The sequence below is a fragment of the Jeongeupia sp. HS-3 genome, assembly GCF_015140455.1.
Classification (GTDB): domain Bacteria; phylum Pseudomonadota; class Gammaproteobacteria; order Burkholderiales; family Chitinibacteraceae; genus Jeongeupia.
Window position 1 is genome coordinate 407,822 of record NZ_AP024094.1, and the last position, 17,888, is coordinate 425,709.

Here is a 17,888-nt window from a genome sequence, read left to right on the forward strand (position 1 = left end):
GAGGTCTGGGCGTAGTAAGACTTCGTAATGTTACTACATGCTTAAAAATCGGCGCAAACGCTTTTGGTTGCCTGCGGGATTTCCCGCATGACGATTGCTGAGAAATCCAGCAAACCCGCGCCGTTGGTCGTGAATTGTGCGTTGCAACGAAGTCGGTTTGTGAGGAGTTATGGTTGAGTTTGGTAGGGGGTTGTAGTAAAACTACGCCGTAATCTTGCGGCATTCACTACTGCGATCCTAAAGATCCATTACAGCAGCGCGCGTCGAGGCGCGGTCAACCGGAGTACGTCATGGCTTTACATCCCCGTCTTACCGAAGTTACGGCCCGCATCGTCGAACGCAGCCGTGAATCGCGTACCCGTTATCTGCAGCGCCTCGAAGCCGCGGCCCAGAAAGAGCCGATCCGCAAGGGACTGGCCTGTACCAACCAGGCGCACGCTTGGGCGGCCGCTCCGGAAAACGACAAGATCATGATGCGCGAAATGCGCCAACCGAACATCGGCATCGTTTCGTCGTTCAATGACATGCTGTCGGCGCATCAGCCGCTGGAAACATTTCCGGCCATCATCAAGCAAGCAGTGCACGATGTCGGCGCAACGGCGCAATTCGCCGGTGGCACGCCAGCGATGTGCGACGGCGTGACCCAGGGGCAGCCGGGCATGGAGCTGAGCCTGTTCAGCCGCGACGTGATTGCCATGTCGCTGGCCGTGGCGATGTCGCACAACGTCTTTGACGGCATGCTTTGCCTCGGCGTTTGCGACAAGATCGTTCCGGGTCTGCTGATCGGTGCATTGCAGTTTGGTCATCTGCCGGCGATTTTCGTTCCGGCCGGCCCGATGACCTCGGGGATTTCCAATAAGGAAAAAGCCAAGGTTCGCCAGCTGTTTGCCGAAGGCAAATGCGGCCGCGATGAATTGCTCGCCTCCGAAGAGGGTAGCTACCACGGCCCGGGCACCTGCACCTTCTTTGGTACTGCCAACTCGAACCAGATGCTGATGGAAGTGATGGGTCTGCACCTGCCGGGCGCTGCCTTCATCAATCCGAATACACCGCTGCGTGATGCGCTGACCGCTGCGGCCGCGCGCCGCGTCGCGCAGATTACCGCGCTGGGCAATGAGTTCATTCCGGTCGGCAAGGTGATCGACGAGAAGTCGATCGTCAACGGCATCGTCGGCCTGCTGGCGACCGGTGGCTCGACCAACCACACGATTCATCTGGTTGCGATTGCCAAGGCGGCCGGGATTGAAATCAACTGGGACGACTTCCACGATTTGTCCGACGTCGTACCGCTGCTGGCTCGTGTCTACCCGAACGGCGCCGCCGACGTAAACCATTTCCACGCCGCCGGTGGCATGGGCTATCTGATTCGCGAATTGATCGATGGCGGCTTCCTGCACGACGACGTGCTGACCTGCGCCGGTCACGGTTTGCGTCGGCACTCGCAAGAGCCTTTCCTGGGCGACGACGGCAAGGCCATCTGGCGCGAGGCACCACTGCAATCGGGCGACGACGCCGTGTTGCGTCCGCACACCAACCCGTTCAGCAAGAACGGCGGTCTCAGAGTGCTCGAAGGCAATCTGGGTCGCGCCGTGATCAAGGTTTCGGCCGTGGCGGAAGAGCACCACGTGGTCGAAGCGCCGGCGATCGTATTTGATGACCAGGACGATGTACTGGCTGCGTTCCAGCGCGGTGAACTTGAAAAAGATTTCATCGTCGTGCTGCGCTTCCAGGGGCCGCGTGCCAATGGCATGCCTGAGCTGCACAAACTGACCCCGGCGCTGGGTGTGTTGCAAGATCGCGGTTTCAAGGTGGCCTTGGTGACCGATGGTCGCATGTCCGGCGCGTCGGGCAAGGTGCCAGCGGCGATTCACCTGACCCCGGAAGTGATTTCGGGTGGGCCGCTGGGCAAGGTTCGCACCGGCGATGTGCTGCGTCTGGATGCGGTTCGCGGCGAGCTGATCGCCAAGGTCGACGCCGCGGAATGGGCTGCGCGTGAATGCGTGACGGCCGATCTGAGCAAGAACGGCCATGGGATGGGCCGTGAGCTCTTTGCCGGTTTCCGTCAGCTGGCGACCGGTGCCGAGGAAGGCGCGTTGAGCCTCGGCCTCGCGCACTAATTGAGTATTACAAACTTGCCGGCCCTGGGGTCGGCATCTACTTATTGGTTAACACATTAGGAATCCTGCCATGCAAATTCGTGAAATCATGCGTTCCTGCTCGGTTATGCCGGTGCTGGTGATCGAGAAGGTCGAACATGCCGTGCCGCTGGCCAGGGCATTGGTCGAGGGCGGTATTCGCGTACTGGAAGTCACTCTGCGCACCGAAGCGGCACTGGAAGCGGTCCGCGCGATTGCCGATAACGTGCCCGATGCCATCGTTGGTGTTGGTACCGTTGTTCGCCCTGAACAATTCGCCCATGCGAAAGCCGCCGGTGCTGTCTTCGCAGTCACCCCGGGCCTGACGCCCAAGCTCGCTGCCGCCGCACGCGAAGCGGATATCCAGTTGCTGCCGGGCGTGATGACGCCGTCCGAAGCGATTGCCGCGCTGGAAGAAGGTTTTGATGCGCTCAAGCTGTTCCCGGCCGAACAGGCGGGCAGCCTGGGTATGCTCAAGGCCATGGGTGGCCCGCTGCCGCAAATCCTGTTCTGCCCGACCGGCGGCGTAACACCGGAATCGGCCGCGAAGCTGCTGGCCTTGTCGAACGTCGGTTGCGTTGGCGGCTCCTGGCTTGCCCCGAAGGACATGGTCGCCGCCGGCGACTGGGCCGGCATTACCAAGCTAGCCCGCGAAGCGGCCTCGCTGCGTCCCTGACCACAGGTCGCCGGGAGGGGGCGTGCTTGGTCTTTCCCCTTCGGCGAGTAAACTGAGGGCTTGCGCAATGATCCATTTGTTTATGACGGTCGCGTAAGTCCCTAATGTACGTACGGTGCTTGTCATGGCACAAAGGCACCTTATGCCGGTGCTTGTATGCTCTGACCGTCCAACTATTCCATCCTTCTGGAGATGATCCATGGCTATCAAAGTAGGTATCAATGGTTTCGGCCGCATCGGCCGCATGGTATTCCGTGCTGCCGTTTACAACTTCGCGGACGACATCGAGATCGTCGGTATCAACGATCTGTTGGAGCCGGACTACCTCGCCTATATGCTCAAGTTCGACTCCGTCCATGGCAAGTTCAAGGGGGACGTGAAGGTCGAAGGCGGCAACCTCGTCGTCAACGGCAAAACCATCCGCCTGACCGCCGTGAAGGATCCGGCTGAGCTGAAGTGGGGCGAAATCGGCGCCGACGTCGTCGTCGAGTCGACCGGGCTGTTCCTGACCAAGGAAACCGCCGAGAAACACATTGCGGCCGGTGCCAAGAAGGTCATCCTGTCGGCGCCGTCGAAAGACGACACCCCGATGTTCGTCTACGGCGTGAACGACAGCACCTACGCCGGCCAGAACATCATTTCCAACGCGTCGTGCACCACCAACTGCCTTGCACCGCTTGCCAAGGTCATCAACGACAACTTCGGCATCAAGCGCGGCCTGATGACCACGGTCCACGCCGCGACTGCGACGCAAAAAACGGTTGACGGCCCATCGAACAAGGACTGGCGCGGTGGTCGCGGCATTCTGGAAAACATCATCCCGTCCAGTACTGGTGCAGCCAAGGCCGTCGGCGTGGTGATTCCGGAAGTGAAGGGCAAGCTGACCGGCATGTCGTTCCGCGTGCCGACTTCCGACGTCTCCGTGGTTGACCTGACCGTCGAGTTGAACAAGGAAGCCAGCTACGAAGAAATTTGCGCCGCCGTGAAGGCCGCGTCGGAAGGCCCGATGAAGGGTGTGCTGGGTTACACCACCGAGAAGGTCGTTTCTACCGACTTCCGTGGCGAAGCCTGCACCTCGACATTCGACGCTGGCGCCGGTATCGCGCTGGACAAGACTTTCGTGAAGCTGGTCGCCTGGTACGACAACGAATGGGGCTATTCCAGCAAGGTGCTGGAGATGGTCCGCGTGATGGCCGGCAAGTAAGCCGTATTCCGCGCCCGACAAAAAACCCGCCTCGGCGGGTTTTTTGTCGCTTGAATGCTGGTAAACGTGCGGTCGTGGCATGGCTGCGGGTGGGGGGTAGCCAGATGTCCGATGGCACCAAGGCACTCCGGAGTGCCATGTAAGCTGCGTTGTTTTATTGAAAAGTCCTTTAAAAACAGCCCTTTACTGGCGGCTTTTTATTTGTTGTGTTGTATGTGGGCAACGGTTTTCCTGAGCGAGTGCAAGCGGGTTTGCCCGTAGCAAGTCGATTCTTTTATCCTGATTCCAGTAGAGCAAGGTTGCGTCAGACGTACCGCAAATCGTGCTGTTACGGCTGGTTCTTCATCTAATTAGAAAGAAACCAACTCTCGTATCTAGGAGACCTATAAATGTTCAAACGTGCTCTGGTTGCTGCTTCCCTCGCAGCTGCTTTCGCGGCTCCGGCTTTCGCCGAAGTCACCATCGGTGGTTCGATCGAAGCCGACATCTATGTTCATGGTTCCAATGCAAACGGCTTCCGTGAGGAAGTTGAACTCGACGTTGAGCCGCGTATCTTTTTCTCGGGCAGCGACAAGCTCGACAACGGCTCCAAGGTAATCTGGAAGATCTGGACTGGTGTTGAAAACTACCGTGAAGCTGGTGCCAAGGGTAGCGATACCAATACCGGTTCGTCGGATCGTGTTTGGGGCAACCGTGAAGCTTGGGGTGGCTGGCAAGGCGACTGGGGTACCGTGCGCTTTGGTAAGGTCTATAGCCCGACCTACCTGAAGCTTGACTGGCCGTACGGCAACCTCGGTGGTGCAATGCACGTTGCAGAACTGGGCCTGATTGCTTACAACCCAGAAAACTCGATCGTTTACGATTCGCCGAACTTCAGCGGTTTCTCGTTCTCGGGTATGTATTCGTTCCGTAGCCAGAACAACCAGATCGAAGGCGTGGACCAAGAATACTTTGTCGACGTGACCGCCGGTTACTCGGGCAATGGCTTCATGATCGACGCTGGCTACACCCAAGGTGAAGATACTGCCGTTAGCTCGACTGGTGTTGTGACTCACTCGGAAGATCCGAGCAAGTTCTGGTTTGTGGCCGGTGGCTACAACTTCGGCGCCTTCACCGTCAAGGCGGGTTACAAGGGCTGGGAAAATTCGTGGGCCGGCCTGTCGGGCGACCAGAACCAGTACTTCGTGCAAGGTATCTACTCGGCCGGTAAGCACACCGTTGGCCTGACGTACAACTACTTCGACGAAGTTGAGCAAAACGGCAAAAAGATCAACGATAGCGATTCGAACGTGATCTACGGTCAGTGGAACTACTCGCTGTCGAACAACACCGTTGCTTACGTTCAAGGTCGTTACTCGATGGCAGGCCAGAACGCTAACATGGGCGCAAACTACGCAACCATGGCCAAGGACAGCGACAGCTACCGTCTGCTGTTCGGTACCTGGACCGGCTTCTAATCGATTCGTTTGATTCGATTTGCTAGTTCAGAAAGGGCGACTTCGGTCGCCCTTTTTTCGTTTCAATCGGCGCCCCAGCGAGGGCGCCGATTCAATTTGTAGTCTAGGTGGTGTCGTCACAAGATGCGCGCCCAGATCGCAATGCAGCGAATCTGGACTGCCGCCAGGAATGACGCCGCATTCTTGGCATAGCGCGTGGCGATGCCTCGCCAGCGTTTGAGCTGCAAAAACGCATTTTCAACCAGATGCCGGTGGCGATACAGCGCCGCATCGTGTTCACGCGGCGCCTTACGGTTGCGGTGCGACGGAATCACCGTTCTCATGCCTTGCGCCGAGGCCTGAGCAACGATGGCGTCGCTGTCATAGCCACGATCAGCCAGCAGGTATTCCGCGCTCAAGCCGTCAATCAACGCGCCGCCCTGGGTGCAGTCCGCCGTCGTGCCCGAGGTCACCAAGACCCGCACCGGCATGCCGTGCGCGTCCACCGCCAAGTGCAGCTTACTGTTTAGCCCCCTTTGGTCACCCCCATTGCCTGATTGCCGCCGCGTGCGCCGGCGGCATGCGGATGCACCTTGGCATGCGGATGCACCTTGGCATGCGTGGCGTCGATCATCAGCCATTCGAAATCCGGATTGGTGATCAGCGCTTCAAGCAGGTGTGCCCAGACGCCCTTGTCACGCCAGCGACAAAAGCGGCGGTGGGTGTTCTTCCAGTCGCCATAATCGGGCGGCAAATCGCGCCATGGGGCGCCGGTACGCAAAATCCAGAACACGGCGTTGAGGAACAGGCGGTTATCTCTGGCCCGGCCGCCCCAGGCGCCGTGGCGACCGGGCAGGAGCGGTTCGAGCAAAAGCCACGTTTGATCAGGAAGGTCGTGGCGGCGGTGTACCAGGCGCTTGGTCGGCGGTGTGCTTGTCATGGCGGCAGCATACACACTCGCCAATCACTCGTGACGACACCATCTAGGGTGTTCGCCCTACATTTCTGCCCTGATCGGCGATCACCTGATATCAGGTGTGACTTATGTTGCCTACGCTTAGCTTGCGAGGTCGCCAAGAGGCGGCCTGTACCGAGGAGAACAGAAGAATGCGAGCTGTGCGTATGTCGATGGGAGCCCTTGCGTTGGCGATGGCGTTTTCGGCTCAGGCTGCCGAGGTCGAGGTCCTGCATTGGTGGACCTCCGGTGGCGAAGCCAAGGCCGCTGGCGAGCTGAAGAGAATGCTTGAAGCCAAAGGCGACAAGTGGAAGGATTTCGCCGTTGCCGGTGGCGCTGGCGAGAACGCGATGACAGCGCTGAAGGCGCGCGTGGTCTCGGGCAACCCGCCTGCTGCGGCGCAGATCAAGGGCCCGGCGATTCAGGAGTGGGGCGCCGAGGGCGTGCTGGCTTCGATCGACGACGTCGCCAAAAAGGACAACTGGGACAAGGTGCTGCCGCCTGCGGTTTCCAGTGTGATGAAGTACAAGGGCCAGTACGTCGCTGCGCCGGTCAATGTTCACCGGGTGAACTGGCTATGGGTGAACCCGCTGTTGTTGAAGAAGGCCAATGTCAAGGTGCCGACGACGTGGGATGAGTTCTTCAAGGCGGCGGATGCGCTGAAGAAGGCTGGTATTCAGCCGGTCGCCTACGGTGGCCAGCCGTGGCAGGATGCCACGGTGTTCGAGACCGTCGCACTGGGTGTCGGTGGTGTCGACTTCTACAAGAAAGCCTTCGTCCAGCTCGATCAGGCTACGCTGAAAGGCCCGACCATGGTCAAGGTGCTGGAAACCTACAAGCGTATCAAGCCGTATACCGACAAGGCCAGCGCCGGGCGGGAGTGGAATCTGGTGACCTCGATGGTCATCAACGGAACCGCTGCGATGCAATTTATGGGCGATTGGGCCAAGGGCGAGTTCCTCGCCGCCGGCAAGGTGCCGGGCAAGGATTTCCTCTGTGTGGCCGCGCCGGGCACCGCCAATGCCTATACGTTCAATATCGACAGTTTCGTGATGTTCAAGTTGCCGAACAAGGATGCGGTGAAGGGGCAGAAGCATCTGGCCGAAACGTTGATGAGCCCGCAGTTTCAGGAACTCTTCAACCTGAACAAGGGCTCGATTCCGGCGCGGCTGGGCATGGACATGGGCAAGTTCGACGATTGCGGCAAGAAGTCGGCCGAGGACTTCAAGATGGATGCCGCCAAGGGTACGTTGTTGCCATCGTTTGCCCACGGCATGGCGATGTACTCGTCCACCCAGGGGGCGATGTACGACGTGATTTCGCAGTTCTGGAATGACGATAGCGCCAGCGCGCAGAAGGCCGCCGAAAAACTCGCTGTCGCCGCCAAGGTGCGTTGATCGTCGAGTCCGGCGTCGCGTTGTGGCATGCCGTAAGCGACGACGGTTTTATATCCGGCCGGGCGTTGATCCGGTCGGGCATCGCCTGCCCTGGAGGTTTACATGTCCGTGATGCCGCGTCCGGCGCACTACGGTTTTGCCGAGCACTGGCTGCCCCGGCTGGTACTGGCGCCGTCCTTTCTGCTAGTACTGATTTTCCTGTACGGATTCATCGCCTGGAACGGCGCCTTGTCGTTCACGGCGTCGCGCTTGCTGCCCAATTTCGAGTGGGCCGGGCTGGCGCAATATGAGGCGCTGTTCGCCAGCGAGCGCTGGTGGGTGGCGGTACAGAACCTGTTCATTTTCGGCGTGCTGTTTATCGGTGGCGCGATGGCGGTCGGCATCGTGCTGGCGATCCTGCTCGACCAGAAAATCAGGCTAGAGGGTGCGCTGCGCACCATCTATTTGTACCCGCTGGCACTGTCATTCATCGTCACCGGTACCGCCTGGGGCTGGATGCTCAATCCGGGCTTGGGGCTGGAAAAGCTGGTGCACGATTGGGGTTATGCCGGTTTCAGTTTCGACTGGCTGGTGAATCCGGATCGCTCGATCTATACGATCGTGATTGCCGGCGTCTGGCAATCGTCCGGTTTCGTGATGGCGCTGTTTCTGGCCGGCCTGCGCGGCATCGACGATGCCATCATCAAGGCCGCGCAGATCGACGGCGCCAGTTTGCCGCGCATCTACTGGCGCATCATCCTGCCGGCGATGCGGCCGGTGTTCTTCTCGACGCTGATGATCTTGGCGCACATTGCGATCAAGAGCTTCGACCTCGTGATGGCGCTGACCGGTGGCGGCCCGGGCTTCTCGTCCGATCTGCCGGCGACCTTCATGTACCAGATGGCGTTTACTCGCGGGCAAATGGGCCTCGGCGCCGCCAGTGCAATGATGATGCTGGTGACCGTGTCGGCGATCGTGGTGCCTTATCTGTATTCCGAGCTGAGGAGGGGGCGCAATGTCTAAGCCCTGGCGTGGCGCGCTCTACGCCGCCCTGATCATCGCAGCGCTTTACTACCTGCTGCCCCTGTACGTGATGCTCACTACCTCGCTGAAGAGCATGGACGAAATCCGTGCCGGCAATCTGCTGTCGCTGCCCGGAACGATCAGTTTCGACGCCTGGCGCAAGGCGTGGGGCAGCGCGTGTACCGGGATCGAATGCTCGGGCTTGTCGGGCTACTTCTGGAACTCGGTGCGGATGGTGATCCCGGCGGTATTGATCTCGACCGCACTGGGCGCACTGAATGGCTATGTGCTGTCGAAATGGCGCTTTCGGGGCTCGGAGTGGGTGTTCGCGATGCTGCTGTTCGGGCTCTATATCCCGTTCCAGGTGCTGCTGCTGCCGATGGCGCAGACGCTCGGCTGGTTCGGGCTGGCGCGCTCGATGTTCGGCCTGGTGTTCGTGCATATCGTCTGCGGGATTGCCGGCACGACGCTGTTCTTCCGCAACTACTACGTCGGCATTCCGGACGAACTGATCAAGGCGGCACGGCTTGATGGTGCGGGCTTCTGGCGCATTTTTCTGCGCATCGTGCTGCCGATGTCCTTGCCGATCCTGATGGTGACGCTGATCTGGCAGTTCACGCAGATCTGGAACGACTTCCTGTTCGGTCTGGTGTTCTCGGCCGGCGATAGCCAGCCGATCACCGTCGGCCTGAATAACCTCGCGAATACCTCGACCTCGGTCAAGGAATACAACGTCAATATGGCGGCGGCGTTGATCGCCGCGCTGCCGACCATCGCCGTCTATGTGCTGGCGGGAAAATACTTCGTGCGCGGCCTCGCTGCCGGCGCGGTCAAGGGATAAGGGGAAAACCGATGGGTGCATTGGCCATCAAGAACGTCACCAAGCAGTTCGGTGACACGCATATTCTCAAAGGCATCGATATTCATATCGATGCGGGCCAGTTCCTGATTCTGGTCGGGCCATCGGGCTGCGGCAAGTCGACGTTGATGAACATCATCGCCGGACTGGAATCGCCGAGTAGCGGCGAAATCCATATCGCCGACCGCATCGTCAACGACGTGGCGCCGAAAGATAGAGACATTGCGATGGTGTTCCAGAGCTATGCGCTGTACCCGACGATGAACGTGCGGCAGAACATCGCCTTTGGCCTGGAAACGCGTGGTGTGCCGAAGAAGGAGCAGGAAGAAGTGATTGCCCGCGTCGCCAAAATGCTGCAGATGGATCATTTGCTCGATCGCAAACCGGCGCAGCTATCCGGTGGTCAGCGTCAGCGCGTGGCGATGGGGCGGGCGCTGGCGCGCAACCCCAAGCTGTTCCTGTTCGACGAGCCGCTCTCCAACCTCGACGCCAAGCTGCGCGTCGAAATGCGTACCGAAATCAAGCAGCTGCATCACCGGTTGAAAACCACCATCGTCTACGTCACACACGACCAGATCGAGGCGATGACGCTCGGCGACAAGATCGCGGTAATGAAGGATGGCGTGATCCAGCAGTTCGGCAGCCCGCAGGATATCTACGACACGCCGGCCAATCTGTTTGTCGCCGGTTTTATCGGTTCGCCGTCGATGAACTTCATTCCGGTGCATCTGGCCCGCGAAGGCGGCGCGATCGGCGTCAGCCTGCAAAGCGACGAAGCCGCATGCTTCGTGCCCTTGGTCGATGGCGGACGTTACGCCGAGCATGTCGGCAAACGGGTGATCGTCGGCATTCGTCCGGAGCAATGGGAGGTGTCCAGCGATGAGGTTGGGTTGGCGTGCAAGGTGCATCTGACCGAGCCGACCGGGCCGGACACCATCGTGTTTACCCAGGTCAATGGCATCGAGGTACAAGCCAGGCTGCACCCGCGCGATGCGCGTGCGCCCGGTGCGGTGCTGCATCTGCGCCCGGACATGAGCAAGGCCGTGCTGTTTGATCCGGAGACCGAAGCGCGGATCGTCTGACGTCCTGCCGGTGTTGCCTTCTGCGGCCATGGGATATCGACAGCCCCGTTTGGAGTGGGGCTGGCCGTGGTCTCAGAGCCCCCGGCGCTCGACCAGCGCTTGTGCCAGCGTGCTCGGGTCGACGTGTTCCAGCTCGCCGCCGACCGGCAGGCCACGGGCGATGCGCGACACCCTGAGGCCGCGCGCGCGCAGCGTTTCGGCCAGATAGTGCGCGGTCGCTTCGCCCTCGACGGTGAAGTTGGTCGCGAGGATGACTTCTTCGATTTCACCGTCGCAGGCGCGTTCGAGCAGACGCTCGAAAGCGATGTCCTTGGTGCCGATGCCATCGAGCGGACTCAGCCTGCCCATCAACACAAAGTACAAGCCCTGATAGGCGAGTGTTTGCTCGATCATCAACAGATCGGTCGGCATCTCGACCACGCAAAGCTGGCGTGTATTGCGCTCGTCGTCCAGGCAGATCTCGCAAACGGCCGCTTCGGTAAAGGTATTGCAATGGCGGCAATGCTTGAGCGTGGCGATCGCGTATTCGATCGCGTGCGCCAGATTGGCGGCGCCGGCCTGATCGCGCTGCAGCAGGTAGTAGGCCATGCGGCTGGCCGATTTCGGCCCGACGCCGGGCAACACCTTGAGTGCCTGGATCAGTTGCTGAAGCGAAGAGGGGACGGTGGACATAGAAGAAGGAATTGAGCAACGATGCATAGAATCTATCGCAGTAGGCGAGCGAGCCAAAGCAGTTTGTTCCCGCCCGAAGCACAGGAACCGGAATGGACATGGGTCCATGAGGATTCCGAGCATCGGACGGGGACAAAATGCGAAGGCGTAGCCGCCTAATCCGATAGATTCTTAGAACGGCAGCTTGAAGCCCGGTGGCAACGGCAGGCCGGCGGTCATGCCGGACATGCGTTCCTGGCTGGTGGCCTCGGCCTTGCGCTGTGCGTCGTTGAACGCGGCGGCGATCAGGTCTTCGAGCATGTCCTTGTCGTCGGACAGCAGTGAATCATCGATGCTCACGCGCTTGACCGTGTGGCTGCAGGTCATGACGATCTTGACCATGCCGGCGCCGGCCTGACCTTCGACTTCAACGTTGGCGAGTTCTTCCTGCGCTTGCTGCATTTTTTCCTGCATCTTCTGCGCTTGTTGCATCAGTTGGCCAATGCCACCCTTGTTGAACATGGTTGTGCTCCTGAGATGAAAATCGACAGCGGGGCTGTCAGAGTGGTTTGATCGAATCGGGCAGGACGGTGGCGTCAAAATCGCGCACCAGCGCCTGTACGAAAGGATCGTTCTGGATTTCGGTTTCGGCTTCGTTCTGGCGCTGTTCTTTCTCGCGCATCATGTGCGCCGCCGGCGTATCGCCGCTGGCTTCGCCCATGGTTACGATCAGCTGGATCGGTTTGTCGAAGTACTGGATCAGCGCTTCGCGCAGTTTGTCCTGAAAGTCACGCGTTGCCACCGCGCGGTGCACATCGGCAACCAGTAGCTCGAAGCGGTCTTCGCTCCAACTGACGAGTTGGGCATTTTGCGCCAGCATGCCGGCAGCGCCGAGTTTGAGCTGGCCGACCAGTGCGCGCCAATCGCCATCGAATGCGGCGGGTGCTTGTTCGACGACAGGTGCCGCATCCGGCTCGGGGAAGGGCTCGCGCGGTGCTGGTTCGTTCGCCGGTGCGGCGTCTTCCCACGGTGGCGTATCGCGTTGTGCCGGTACTTCAACCGGCGCAGGCTGGGCTGGAGTCGGAGTCGGAGTCGGAGTCGGAGTCGGAGTCGGAGTCGGAGTCGGAGTCGGAGTCGGAGTCGGAGTCGGAGTCGGAGTCGGAGTCGGAGTCGGAGCGGCAGGCGCTACGACTGCTACTGCCGCCGGGCGCGGAATTTGCGCCGTTTCGCCACGGCTTGGCAGCCTGGCCAGCGTGCCAGCGTCGCTTGGGGCAAAGGCCAGCATCCGCAGCAGCGTCATGGTGAAGCCGGCGTATTCGTCCGGCGCCAGCGGCAGATCGCGCCGGCCGTGCAGGGCGATCTGGTAATAGAGTTGCGCATCTTCAGGCGTCATCGCCGCAGCCAGCGCCATAATCGCGTCACGCGCAGGCAGATCGTCGGCCAGCGCGCCCGGCACCATTTGGGCGACGGCGATTTGCTGCAGCAGATGCGACAGTTCGCCAAGCGCGGCCTCGAACGACAAGCCACGGCCGGAAATCGCATCGGCGGTCGCCAGCAGTGCCGCGCCGTCACGCGCCAGCAGCGCTTGCAGCAGCTCGAACAGATAGCCCTGATCGACGGCGCCGAGCATGGCCCGAACGCCGGCTTCGTCAACGCGACCGGCCCCATAGGCAATGGCCTGATCGAGCAAGGAAAGCGCGTCGCGCATCGAGCCGTTGGCGGCGTGGCCGAGTATCGGCAGCGCGCCGGGCTCGAACGCAATCTGTTCGGCGTCGAGCACCTTGTGCAGATGGCCGGAGACCTGTTGCGGCGTCATCTGCCGCAAGGAGAACTGCAGGCAACGGCTCAGCACCGTGATCGGCACCTTCTGCGGGTCGGTGGTCGCGAGGATGAATTTGACGTGGCCCGGCGGCTCTTCCAGCGTTTTCAGCATCGCGTTGAAGGCGCTCTTGGAGAGCATGTGCACTTCATCGATGATGTACACTTTGAACCGCCCGGCGGTCGGCGCGTACTGTGCGTTGTCGAGCACTTCGCGGATGTTGTCGATGCCGGTGTTGGACGCCGCGTCGATCTCCAAGAGGTCGACAAAACGCCCCGCGTCGATCTGCGTACACGCGCCGCACACGCCACACGGCTCGGACGTGATGCCGGTCTCGCAATTGAGCGCCTTGGCCATGATTCGCGCGATGGTCGTCTTGCCGACGCCGCGCGTGCCGGTGAGCAGATAGGCGTGATGCAGGCGCCCGTTCGCGAAGGCGTTCGCGAGTGCCTTGATCACATGCTCCTGGCCCACGAGCTGGGCGAAGGTCTTGGGGCGCCACTTGCGGGCGAGAACTTGATAAGCCATGCCCGGATTCTAACAGATGCCCAACCCAGACAATCAGCTCCTGCCCGATTTCCCTCCCGACGATCCACCACCCGAGCCGCCGTTCGAGCCCGCGCTGGAAGAGTGCTGTGGCAGCGGCTGCGAGCCGTGCATTTTCGACACTTATGCCGAGGCGCTGCATGCGTATCGGCGCGCCTATGCGGCGTGGTTGCTGCGCCATCCCGAGTTCAAGGATTTACCCAGCCGATGAAACGCGCCCTGCTGTTCTTGCTGTTGTGTTCCGGCGCCGCGACCGCCGCCTTGCCGGCCGAGGTTGAATCGGCCTTGGCCAAGGCCGGCGTGCCGGCATCGGCCTTGGCGGCGGCGATTCTGCCGGTGGATGGCGGCGCGGCGGTGCTGCTGGAAAACGCCGGCCGGCCGATGAATCCGGCGTCGACGATGAAGCTGGTCACGACCTGGTCGGCGCTGAACCTGCTCGGCCCGGCATACAGCTGGAAAACCCAGCTGCTGTCCGATGCGCCGGCGGTGAATGGCGTGCTCAACGGGCCGCTGTATCTGAAAGGCAGTGGCGACCCGAAACTGACGTTCGAGCGGATGTGGCTCTTGGTGCGCGAACTGCGCGCCGCCGGCATCAGCGATCTGCGCGGTGATCTGGTGCTCGACCGCAGCGCGTTCAGGCTGCCGGCGGCGACGTCGGCGTTTGACGATGACAGCGACGAATCCGGCCAGCCCTATCTGGTGCCGCCCGATGCGCTGACCAGCAATTTCGGCAGTGTGCGCTTGATGTTGCGCAGCGACGCGAACGGCGTGCGCGCAACGCTGGAACCGGCGCTCGACCGGGTTCGGCTCGACAGCAGTATCAAGCTCGGGCCAGGCGCGAATTGCGCGGCGTGGAAGGATGGCGTCCAGCTCAAGATCAACGATGCCGGCCCGCAGGCCAGCGTCAGCATCACCGGGCGTTTTCCGTCGGACTGCGCCGGTGATCGCTACTTTGCCGTGCTTGATGCCAAGTCTTATACCGCCAGCCTGTTCCGCTCGCTATGGCAGGAGCAGGGCGGGCGCTTCAGCGGCCAGGTGCGCGATGGCGTCGCGCCGCTGCAGGCCAGGGTGCTGGCGAGCAGTGTCTCGCCGCCGCTGACCGAGATGGTTCGGGACATCAACAAGTTCAGCAACAACCTGATGGCGCGGCAGTTGTTCCTGACCCTGGGCGCCACCGCGCCGGAAGACGGGCGCGACACCGTGACCGCCGCCGACATGCGCGTGCGCGGCTGGCTGCAGCAACAGGGGCTGGCCATGCCCGAGTTGCGGCTGGAAAACGGTGCCGGTTTGTCCCGGGTCGAGCGCATCAGCGCCGAGCACCTGGGACAGATGCTGGTGTCGGCCTACCGCAGCCCGCTGGCGCCCGAGTTCATCTCATCGCTGCCCATCGTCGGCATCGACGGCACGATGAAAAAGCGCCTCAAGAATGAAGCCGGTGCCGCGCATATCAAGACCGGCACGCTGAAGGACGTGCGCGCGGTGGCCGGCTATGTGCGCGATCAGCAGGGGCGTGACTGGGTCGTGGTCGCGCTGCTGAACCACCCGAAAGCACCCGGCGCAATGCCGGTGCTCGATGCCTTGCTGCGCTGGGTGGCCGCCCGGCAATCCGCCGAGATCGCCGCACTGCGTTCCTGAGCCGCCGCCCCGCGCCTGTTGCGGGGCGGCGGCGCTTTTGGCTTGCTCACCACGCCGAATATGGAACGGGCAACGCATGCAGTCGGCTGGCGCAATCACTTCAAATATCCGGTACAGGTTCGCTGTCCCGGATTAAAGATGCTTTAAAAGCGCCAATGAGCGGCGCGGTCGAACCCCTCGCGCTGGGGGCGGCCTTGCTCGTACTTTCATCACACGCTTATCCAGTATCGATCTGTTGATCGGATCGTGATGACGCCTCTTTATGTTCTTCCAAATCAATGCCTTGTTTGCTTACTTGTCAGCCCGATTCGGTCTTGCCGACGATGGTTCTTTTTCTGTTGTTATTACGAAAATTACTGACAATAGTTCGGTGATTTTTGTTGCTGAATATTTCCAATTACTTTCTGTACGCTGCCGATTTTTTTTAGCGTTAATTGAAAGTTCATATTCGGCGCCGCGCCAGAGCTGGTGCGGCCTTTCCTGTTAATTCTAATATTAGCCAATACTGACTTATTCGTTTGTCATTGTGATGCAACAGATGGCGTGGCATTCTGCGGACCATAAAACCAATAAGCGTAATTATCAAATCAGGCGATTGTAAATTAATCAGTTACTTATATTAGGAGTTTGTCATGAAAGGCATGAAAGTTTTGGCTGCGGCCACCATGTTTTTTGCAGCAAGCCTTAGCCACGCTGCGTTCAGCAAGACCTATGCGCTGGATGCCGGTGCATTTGCGTCGAGCGATGTCTTCGCGGTCGCTGGCCCGTCGAAGCTGACCTTTGATCTGACCCCAACCAGCGCGATCGGCGAATTGGCGAATCTGTTTGCCGTGAATTTCCAGCTCTCGCCGGTTGCCGGCTTGCTGGATCTCAAGAGCGTGGTGTTTAACCCGGGTACACGCAGCTACAGCGGTAGCTTCGATCTGCCAAGCGCGGGCACTTATTCGGCGTTCTTTGCCGTCAACAAGAGCGCGAACTGGCTGGGTACTTTGAAGCTCAACGTGGCATCGGTGGCGGCGCCGGTGCCGGAGCCTGAAACCTATGCCCTGATGGGTGCTGGTTTGCTCGGCGTGCTGCTGTCGCGTCGTCGCAAGCAACGCGCCACTGGCGTTGCTGCCGCTTGATCTCGTACTGATGCAGTGCGGTGCAAGCTTGCGGCAACGCGAGCTTGCACCTTTTCCGGCCAGAAGCCGGAGCAGCTTCAGAGCTGTGTTGGCCGTGGTTTTTACGTCGGGGAGTGATGAGATTTTGCGTGTATCAAGGTTCGGACGCCGGCAACAAGACGTCGTGAACGTTCGGGCAAGCATTCTGATCCTGATCGGCGTGTTTGCGCTGGGGGGCTATGCCCGGGCCGCCGTTGATGACAGCGATTTTATTGTCGCCTACGCCGATGTCTCCACCGTGTTCGACAGCAACGTGTTTCGTTTGGCCGATGCCGTGCCGGCCTCGCAATACGGCGGTAGCAAGTCGGACACGATCATTGATCCACGTATTGGTTTTCGCATGAACTGGCCGCTGTCCCGGCAGCAGCTTGTGCTGGAAGCAGAAGTCTCCCGGCCGAGTTATTTGCAACATCAGCAGCTCGATTACGTCGGCTGGCAAGCGCTGGCCGCTTGGGATTGGCAATTGGGTAGCGATTTATCCGGGCGCCTGAGTTATGGCGACGATCGTTCGCTGTCCGAGTTCGAGGATGTGATGTTGGGCGTGAAGGATTTGGTGAGGCAGCAACGCGGTGATTTATCGGCCGCATACGCGCTGACCTCCAACTGGGCGCTGCTTGCCTCGCTGGGGCTGAGCGAACAGCAGCATGACCGGCGCGACTATCTGGATCTGCGCCAGGAGAACGCCAGTGGCGGCGTGCGTTATCGCAGTGACTTGGGCAGCGAGTTGTCGGTGTCGCTGGATTATCTGCGGGTCGACTATCTCCAGGATTTATGGCTGCTGCCGGCCGATGAGCGTGGTTATCGGCAGTGGATGGCCAAGTTGGGCGGTGTGTGGCCGCTGAGTGCCAAGACGACGCTGCGCGCCAATTATGGCGTCACCAGCTGGAAGTACCGCTTTGATAGCGAATGGCAGCGCAGCCCCACCGGCGGCCTTGGCTTGGCGTGGCAGGCGAGCGAAAAGACGCGTTTGTACGCCGATTTTCAGCGCTCGTTCGAGGCGCCGGGGCAAAACATCGGGCGCAACTTGCTGGAGAACTATCGCGTCGGCGCCAACTGGCAAGCGACTAGCCGGACCGGACTCGAGTTGTCGTGGCGGCGCGAGGATAAACAAGTGCGGCAGGTGCTGGCCTACAGCGATCAGAGCGACTTCTGGCGTCTGGGGCTGAGCTATCGGCCGGATGCGGCGCTGCAAGTGTCTTTGTATGCGCAGTACCAGGCACGTCATTCGCAGCTGCCGGGCAACGACTATCAGGCCTCGCAGCTTGGTATCGATCTCAAGCTGCAGTACTGAGCCGCAATGGTGTGGTGCAGATACAGGAAGTACGGAG

General features: G+C 60.5%; 16 protein-coding genes. 12 read left to right on the forward strand and 4 right to left on the reverse strand.

Annotated features, from left to right (window positions below):
* The first annotated feature begins 290 nt into the window (after positions 1 to 290).
* The 4 genes from edd (at position 291) to JLC71_RS01995 (ending at position 5,472) form a co-directional block, all read left to right on the forward strand.
* Positions 291 to 2,117, forward strand: coding sequence for a phosphogluconate dehydratase (edd, locus tag JLC71_RS01980; protein ID WP_200917012.1), 1,827 nt, complete (start codon positions 291 to 293; stop codon positions 2,115 to 2,117).
* 70 nt (positions 2,118 to 2,187) lie between these two features.
* A complete protein-coding gene (locus tag JLC71_RS01985; RefSeq protein ID WP_200917013.1) occupies positions 2,188 to 2,811 on the forward strand; it encodes a bifunctional 4-hydroxy-2-oxoglutarate aldolase/2-dehydro-3-deoxy-phosphogluconate aldolase in 624 nt (207 codons plus the stop codon).
* A 199-nt stretch (positions 2,812 to 3,010) separates the two neighbouring features.
* Positions 3,011 to 4,015 carry a type I glyceraldehyde-3-phosphate dehydrogenase gene (gene gap, locus JLC71_RS01990; protein WP_200917014.1) on the forward strand — a complete coding sequence of 335 codons (1,005 nt, stop codon included), beginning with the start codon at positions 3,011 to 3,013 and terminating at the stop codon, positions 4,013 to 4,015.
* A 389-nt stretch (positions 4,016 to 4,404) separates the two neighbouring features.
* On the forward strand, positions 4,405 to 5,472 hold the full coding sequence (locus JLC71_RS01995; protein WP_200917015.1) for a porin: 1,068 nt from the start codon (positions 4,405 to 4,407) through the stop codon (positions 5,470 to 5,472).
* A gap of 116 nt (positions 5,473 to 5,588) precedes the next feature.
* Here JLC71_RS01995 and JLC71_RS16690 read toward each other — a convergent pair.
* Positions 5,589 to 6,391 (reverse strand): IS5 family transposase gene (locus tag JLC71_RS16690; RefSeq protein WP_374757613.1). Its coding sequence is split into 2 segments (ribosomal slippage): positions 5,589 to 5,989 and positions 5,989 to 6,391, totalling 804 coding nucleotides; the frame shifts between segments, so codons are not numbered across the junction.
* 182 nt (positions 6,392 to 6,573) lie between these two features.
* On the opposite strand from JLC71_RS16690, the gene JLC71_RS02005 reads away from it, so the two are divergent.
* The 4 genes from JLC71_RS02005 to JLC71_RS02020 all read left to right on the forward strand — a co-directional run bounded on the left by JLC71_RS02005 (position 6,574) and on the right by JLC71_RS02020 (position 10,746).
* The gene (locus JLC71_RS02005) at positions 6,574 to 7,803 is read left to right on the forward strand and encodes an ABC transporter substrate-binding protein (protein WP_236250947.1); all 1,230 of its coding nucleotides are present in this window, start codon (positions 6,574 to 6,576) and stop codon (positions 7,801 to 7,803) included.
* A gap of 102 nt (positions 7,804 to 7,905) precedes the next feature.
* A complete protein-coding gene (locus tag JLC71_RS02010; protein ID WP_200917018.1) occupies positions 7,906 to 8,805 on the forward strand; it encodes a carbohydrate ABC transporter permease in 900 nt (299 codons plus the stop codon).
* Positions 8,798 to 9,646, forward strand: coding sequence for a carbohydrate ABC transporter permease (locus JLC71_RS02015; RefSeq protein WP_200917019.1), 849 nt, complete (start codon positions 8,798 to 8,800; stop codon positions 9,644 to 9,646). The genes JLC71_RS02010 and JLC71_RS02015 overlap by 8 nt, the downstream gene beginning before the upstream one ends.
* Before the next feature lie 11 nt (positions 9,647 to 9,657).
* Entirely contained in the window at positions 9,658 to 10,746 is a 1,089-nt protein-coding gene (locus JLC71_RS02020) for an ABC transporter ATP-binding protein (RefSeq protein WP_200917020.1), read from the forward strand.
* Between the two features lie 72 nt (positions 10,747 to 10,818).
* On the opposite strand, the gene recR is transcribed toward JLC71_RS02020, so the two are convergent.
* From recR to dnaX, 3 genes are all read right to left on the reverse strand, one after another.
* Complete coding sequence (recR, locus tag JLC71_RS02025; protein ID WP_200917021.1) at positions 10,819 to 11,418, reverse strand: recombination mediator RecR; 600 nt, start codon at positions 11,416 to 11,418, stop codon at positions 10,819 to 10,821.
* 171 nt (positions 11,419 to 11,589) lie between these two features.
* Positions 11,590 to 11,919 carry a YbaB/EbfC family nucleoid-associated protein gene (locus tag JLC71_RS02030; RefSeq protein ID WP_200917022.1) on the reverse strand — a complete coding sequence of 110 codons (330 nt, stop codon included), beginning with the start codon at positions 11,917 to 11,919 and terminating at the stop codon, positions 11,590 to 11,592.
* Positions 11,920 to 11,956: 37 nt separating this feature from the next.
* Entirely contained in the window at positions 11,957 to 13,744 is a 1,788-nt protein-coding gene (gene dnaX, locus JLC71_RS02035; RefSeq protein WP_200917023.1) for a DNA polymerase III subunit gamma/tau, read from the reverse strand.
* 16 nt (positions 13,745 to 13,760) lie between these two features.
* Between dnaX and JLC71_RS02040 the strand changes: the two genes are divergently transcribed.
* The 4 genes from JLC71_RS02040 (at position 13,761) to JLC71_RS02055 (ending at position 17,851) form a co-directional block, all read left to right on the forward strand.
* On the forward strand, positions 13,761 to 13,973 hold the full coding sequence (locus tag JLC71_RS02040) for an oxidoreductase-like domain-containing protein (protein ID WP_200917024.1): 213 nt from the start codon (positions 13,761 to 13,763) through the stop codon (positions 13,971 to 13,973).
* Positions 13,970 to 15,397 (forward strand): D-alanyl-D-alanine carboxypeptidase/D-alanyl-D-alanine endopeptidase, encoded by a 1,428-nt coding sequence (dacB, locus tag JLC71_RS02045; protein WP_200917025.1) that lies wholly within the window; start codon positions 13,970 to 13,972, stop codon positions 15,395 to 15,397. Before JLC71_RS02040 ends, dacB begins: the two co-directional genes overlap by 4 nt.
* 632 nt (positions 15,398 to 16,029) lie before the next feature.
* Positions 16,030 to 16,521 carry a PEP-CTERM sorting domain-containing protein gene (locus JLC71_RS02050; RefSeq protein ID WP_200917026.1) on the forward strand — a complete coding sequence of 164 codons (492 nt, stop codon included), beginning with the start codon at positions 16,030 to 16,032 and terminating at the stop codon, positions 16,519 to 16,521.
* Between the two features lie 163 nt (positions 16,522 to 16,684).
* Positions 16,685 to 17,851 (forward strand): porin family protein, encoded by a 1,167-nt coding sequence (locus tag JLC71_RS02055; protein WP_200917027.1) that lies wholly within the window; start codon positions 16,685 to 16,687, stop codon positions 17,849 to 17,851.
* The last annotated feature ends 37 nt before the right edge of the window (positions 17,852 to 17,888 follow it).

Bases quoted from the DNA above. Each gene is read 5' to 3' on its own strand.
- JLC71_RS02015 (WP_200917019.1), top strand. From the start codon at position 8,798: ATGTCTAAGCCCTGGCGTGGCGCGCTCTACGCCGCCCTGATCATCGCA.
- JLC71_RS02040 (WP_200917024.1), top strand. From the start codon at position 13,761: ATGCCCAACCCAGACAATCAGCTCCTGCCCGATTTCCCTCCCGACGAT.
- JLC71_RS02050 (WP_200917026.1), top strand. From the start codon at position 16,030: ATGAAAGGCATGAAAGTTTTGGCTGCGGCCACCATGTTTTTTGCAGCA.
- edd (WP_200917012.1), top strand. From the start codon at position 291: ATGGCTTTACATCCCCGTCTTACCGAAGTTACGGCCCGCATCGTCGAA.
- JLC71_RS02030 (WP_200917022.1), bottom strand. From the start codon at position 11,919: ATGTTCAACAAGGGTGGCATTGGCCAACTGATGCAACAAGCGCAGAAG.
- recR (WP_200917021.1), bottom strand. From the start codon at position 11,418: ATGTCCACCGTCCCCTCTTCGCTTCAGCAACTGATCCAGGCACTCAAG.
- gap (WP_200917014.1), top strand. From the start codon at position 3,011: ATGGCTATCAAAGTAGGTATCAATGGTTTCGGCCGCATCGGCCGCATG.
- JLC71_RS01995 (WP_200917015.1), top strand. From the start codon at position 4,405: ATGTTCAAACGTGCTCTGGTTGCTGCTTCCCTCGCAGCTGCTTTCGCG.
- JLC71_RS02005 (WP_236250947.1), top strand. From the start codon at position 6,574: ATGTCGATGGGAGCCCTTGCGTTGGCGATGGCGTTTTCGGCTCAGGCT.
- JLC71_RS01985 (WP_200917013.1), top strand. From the start codon at position 2,188: ATGCAAATTCGTGAAATCATGCGTTCCTGCTCGGTTATGCCGGTGCTG.
- JLC71_RS02010 (WP_200917018.1), top strand. From the start codon at position 7,906: ATGTCCGTGATGCCGCGTCCGGCGCACTACGGTTTTGCCGAGCACTGG.
- dacB (WP_200917025.1), top strand. From the start codon at position 13,970: ATGAAACGCGCCCTGCTGTTCTTGCTGTTGTGTTCCGGCGCCGCGACC.
- dnaX (WP_200917023.1), bottom strand. From the start codon at position 13,744: ATGGCTTATCAAGTTCTCGCCCGCAAGTGGCGCCCCAAGACCTTCGCC.
- JLC71_RS02020 (WP_200917020.1), top strand. From the start codon at position 9,658: ATGGGTGCATTGGCCATCAAGAACGTCACCAAGCAGTTCGGTGACACG.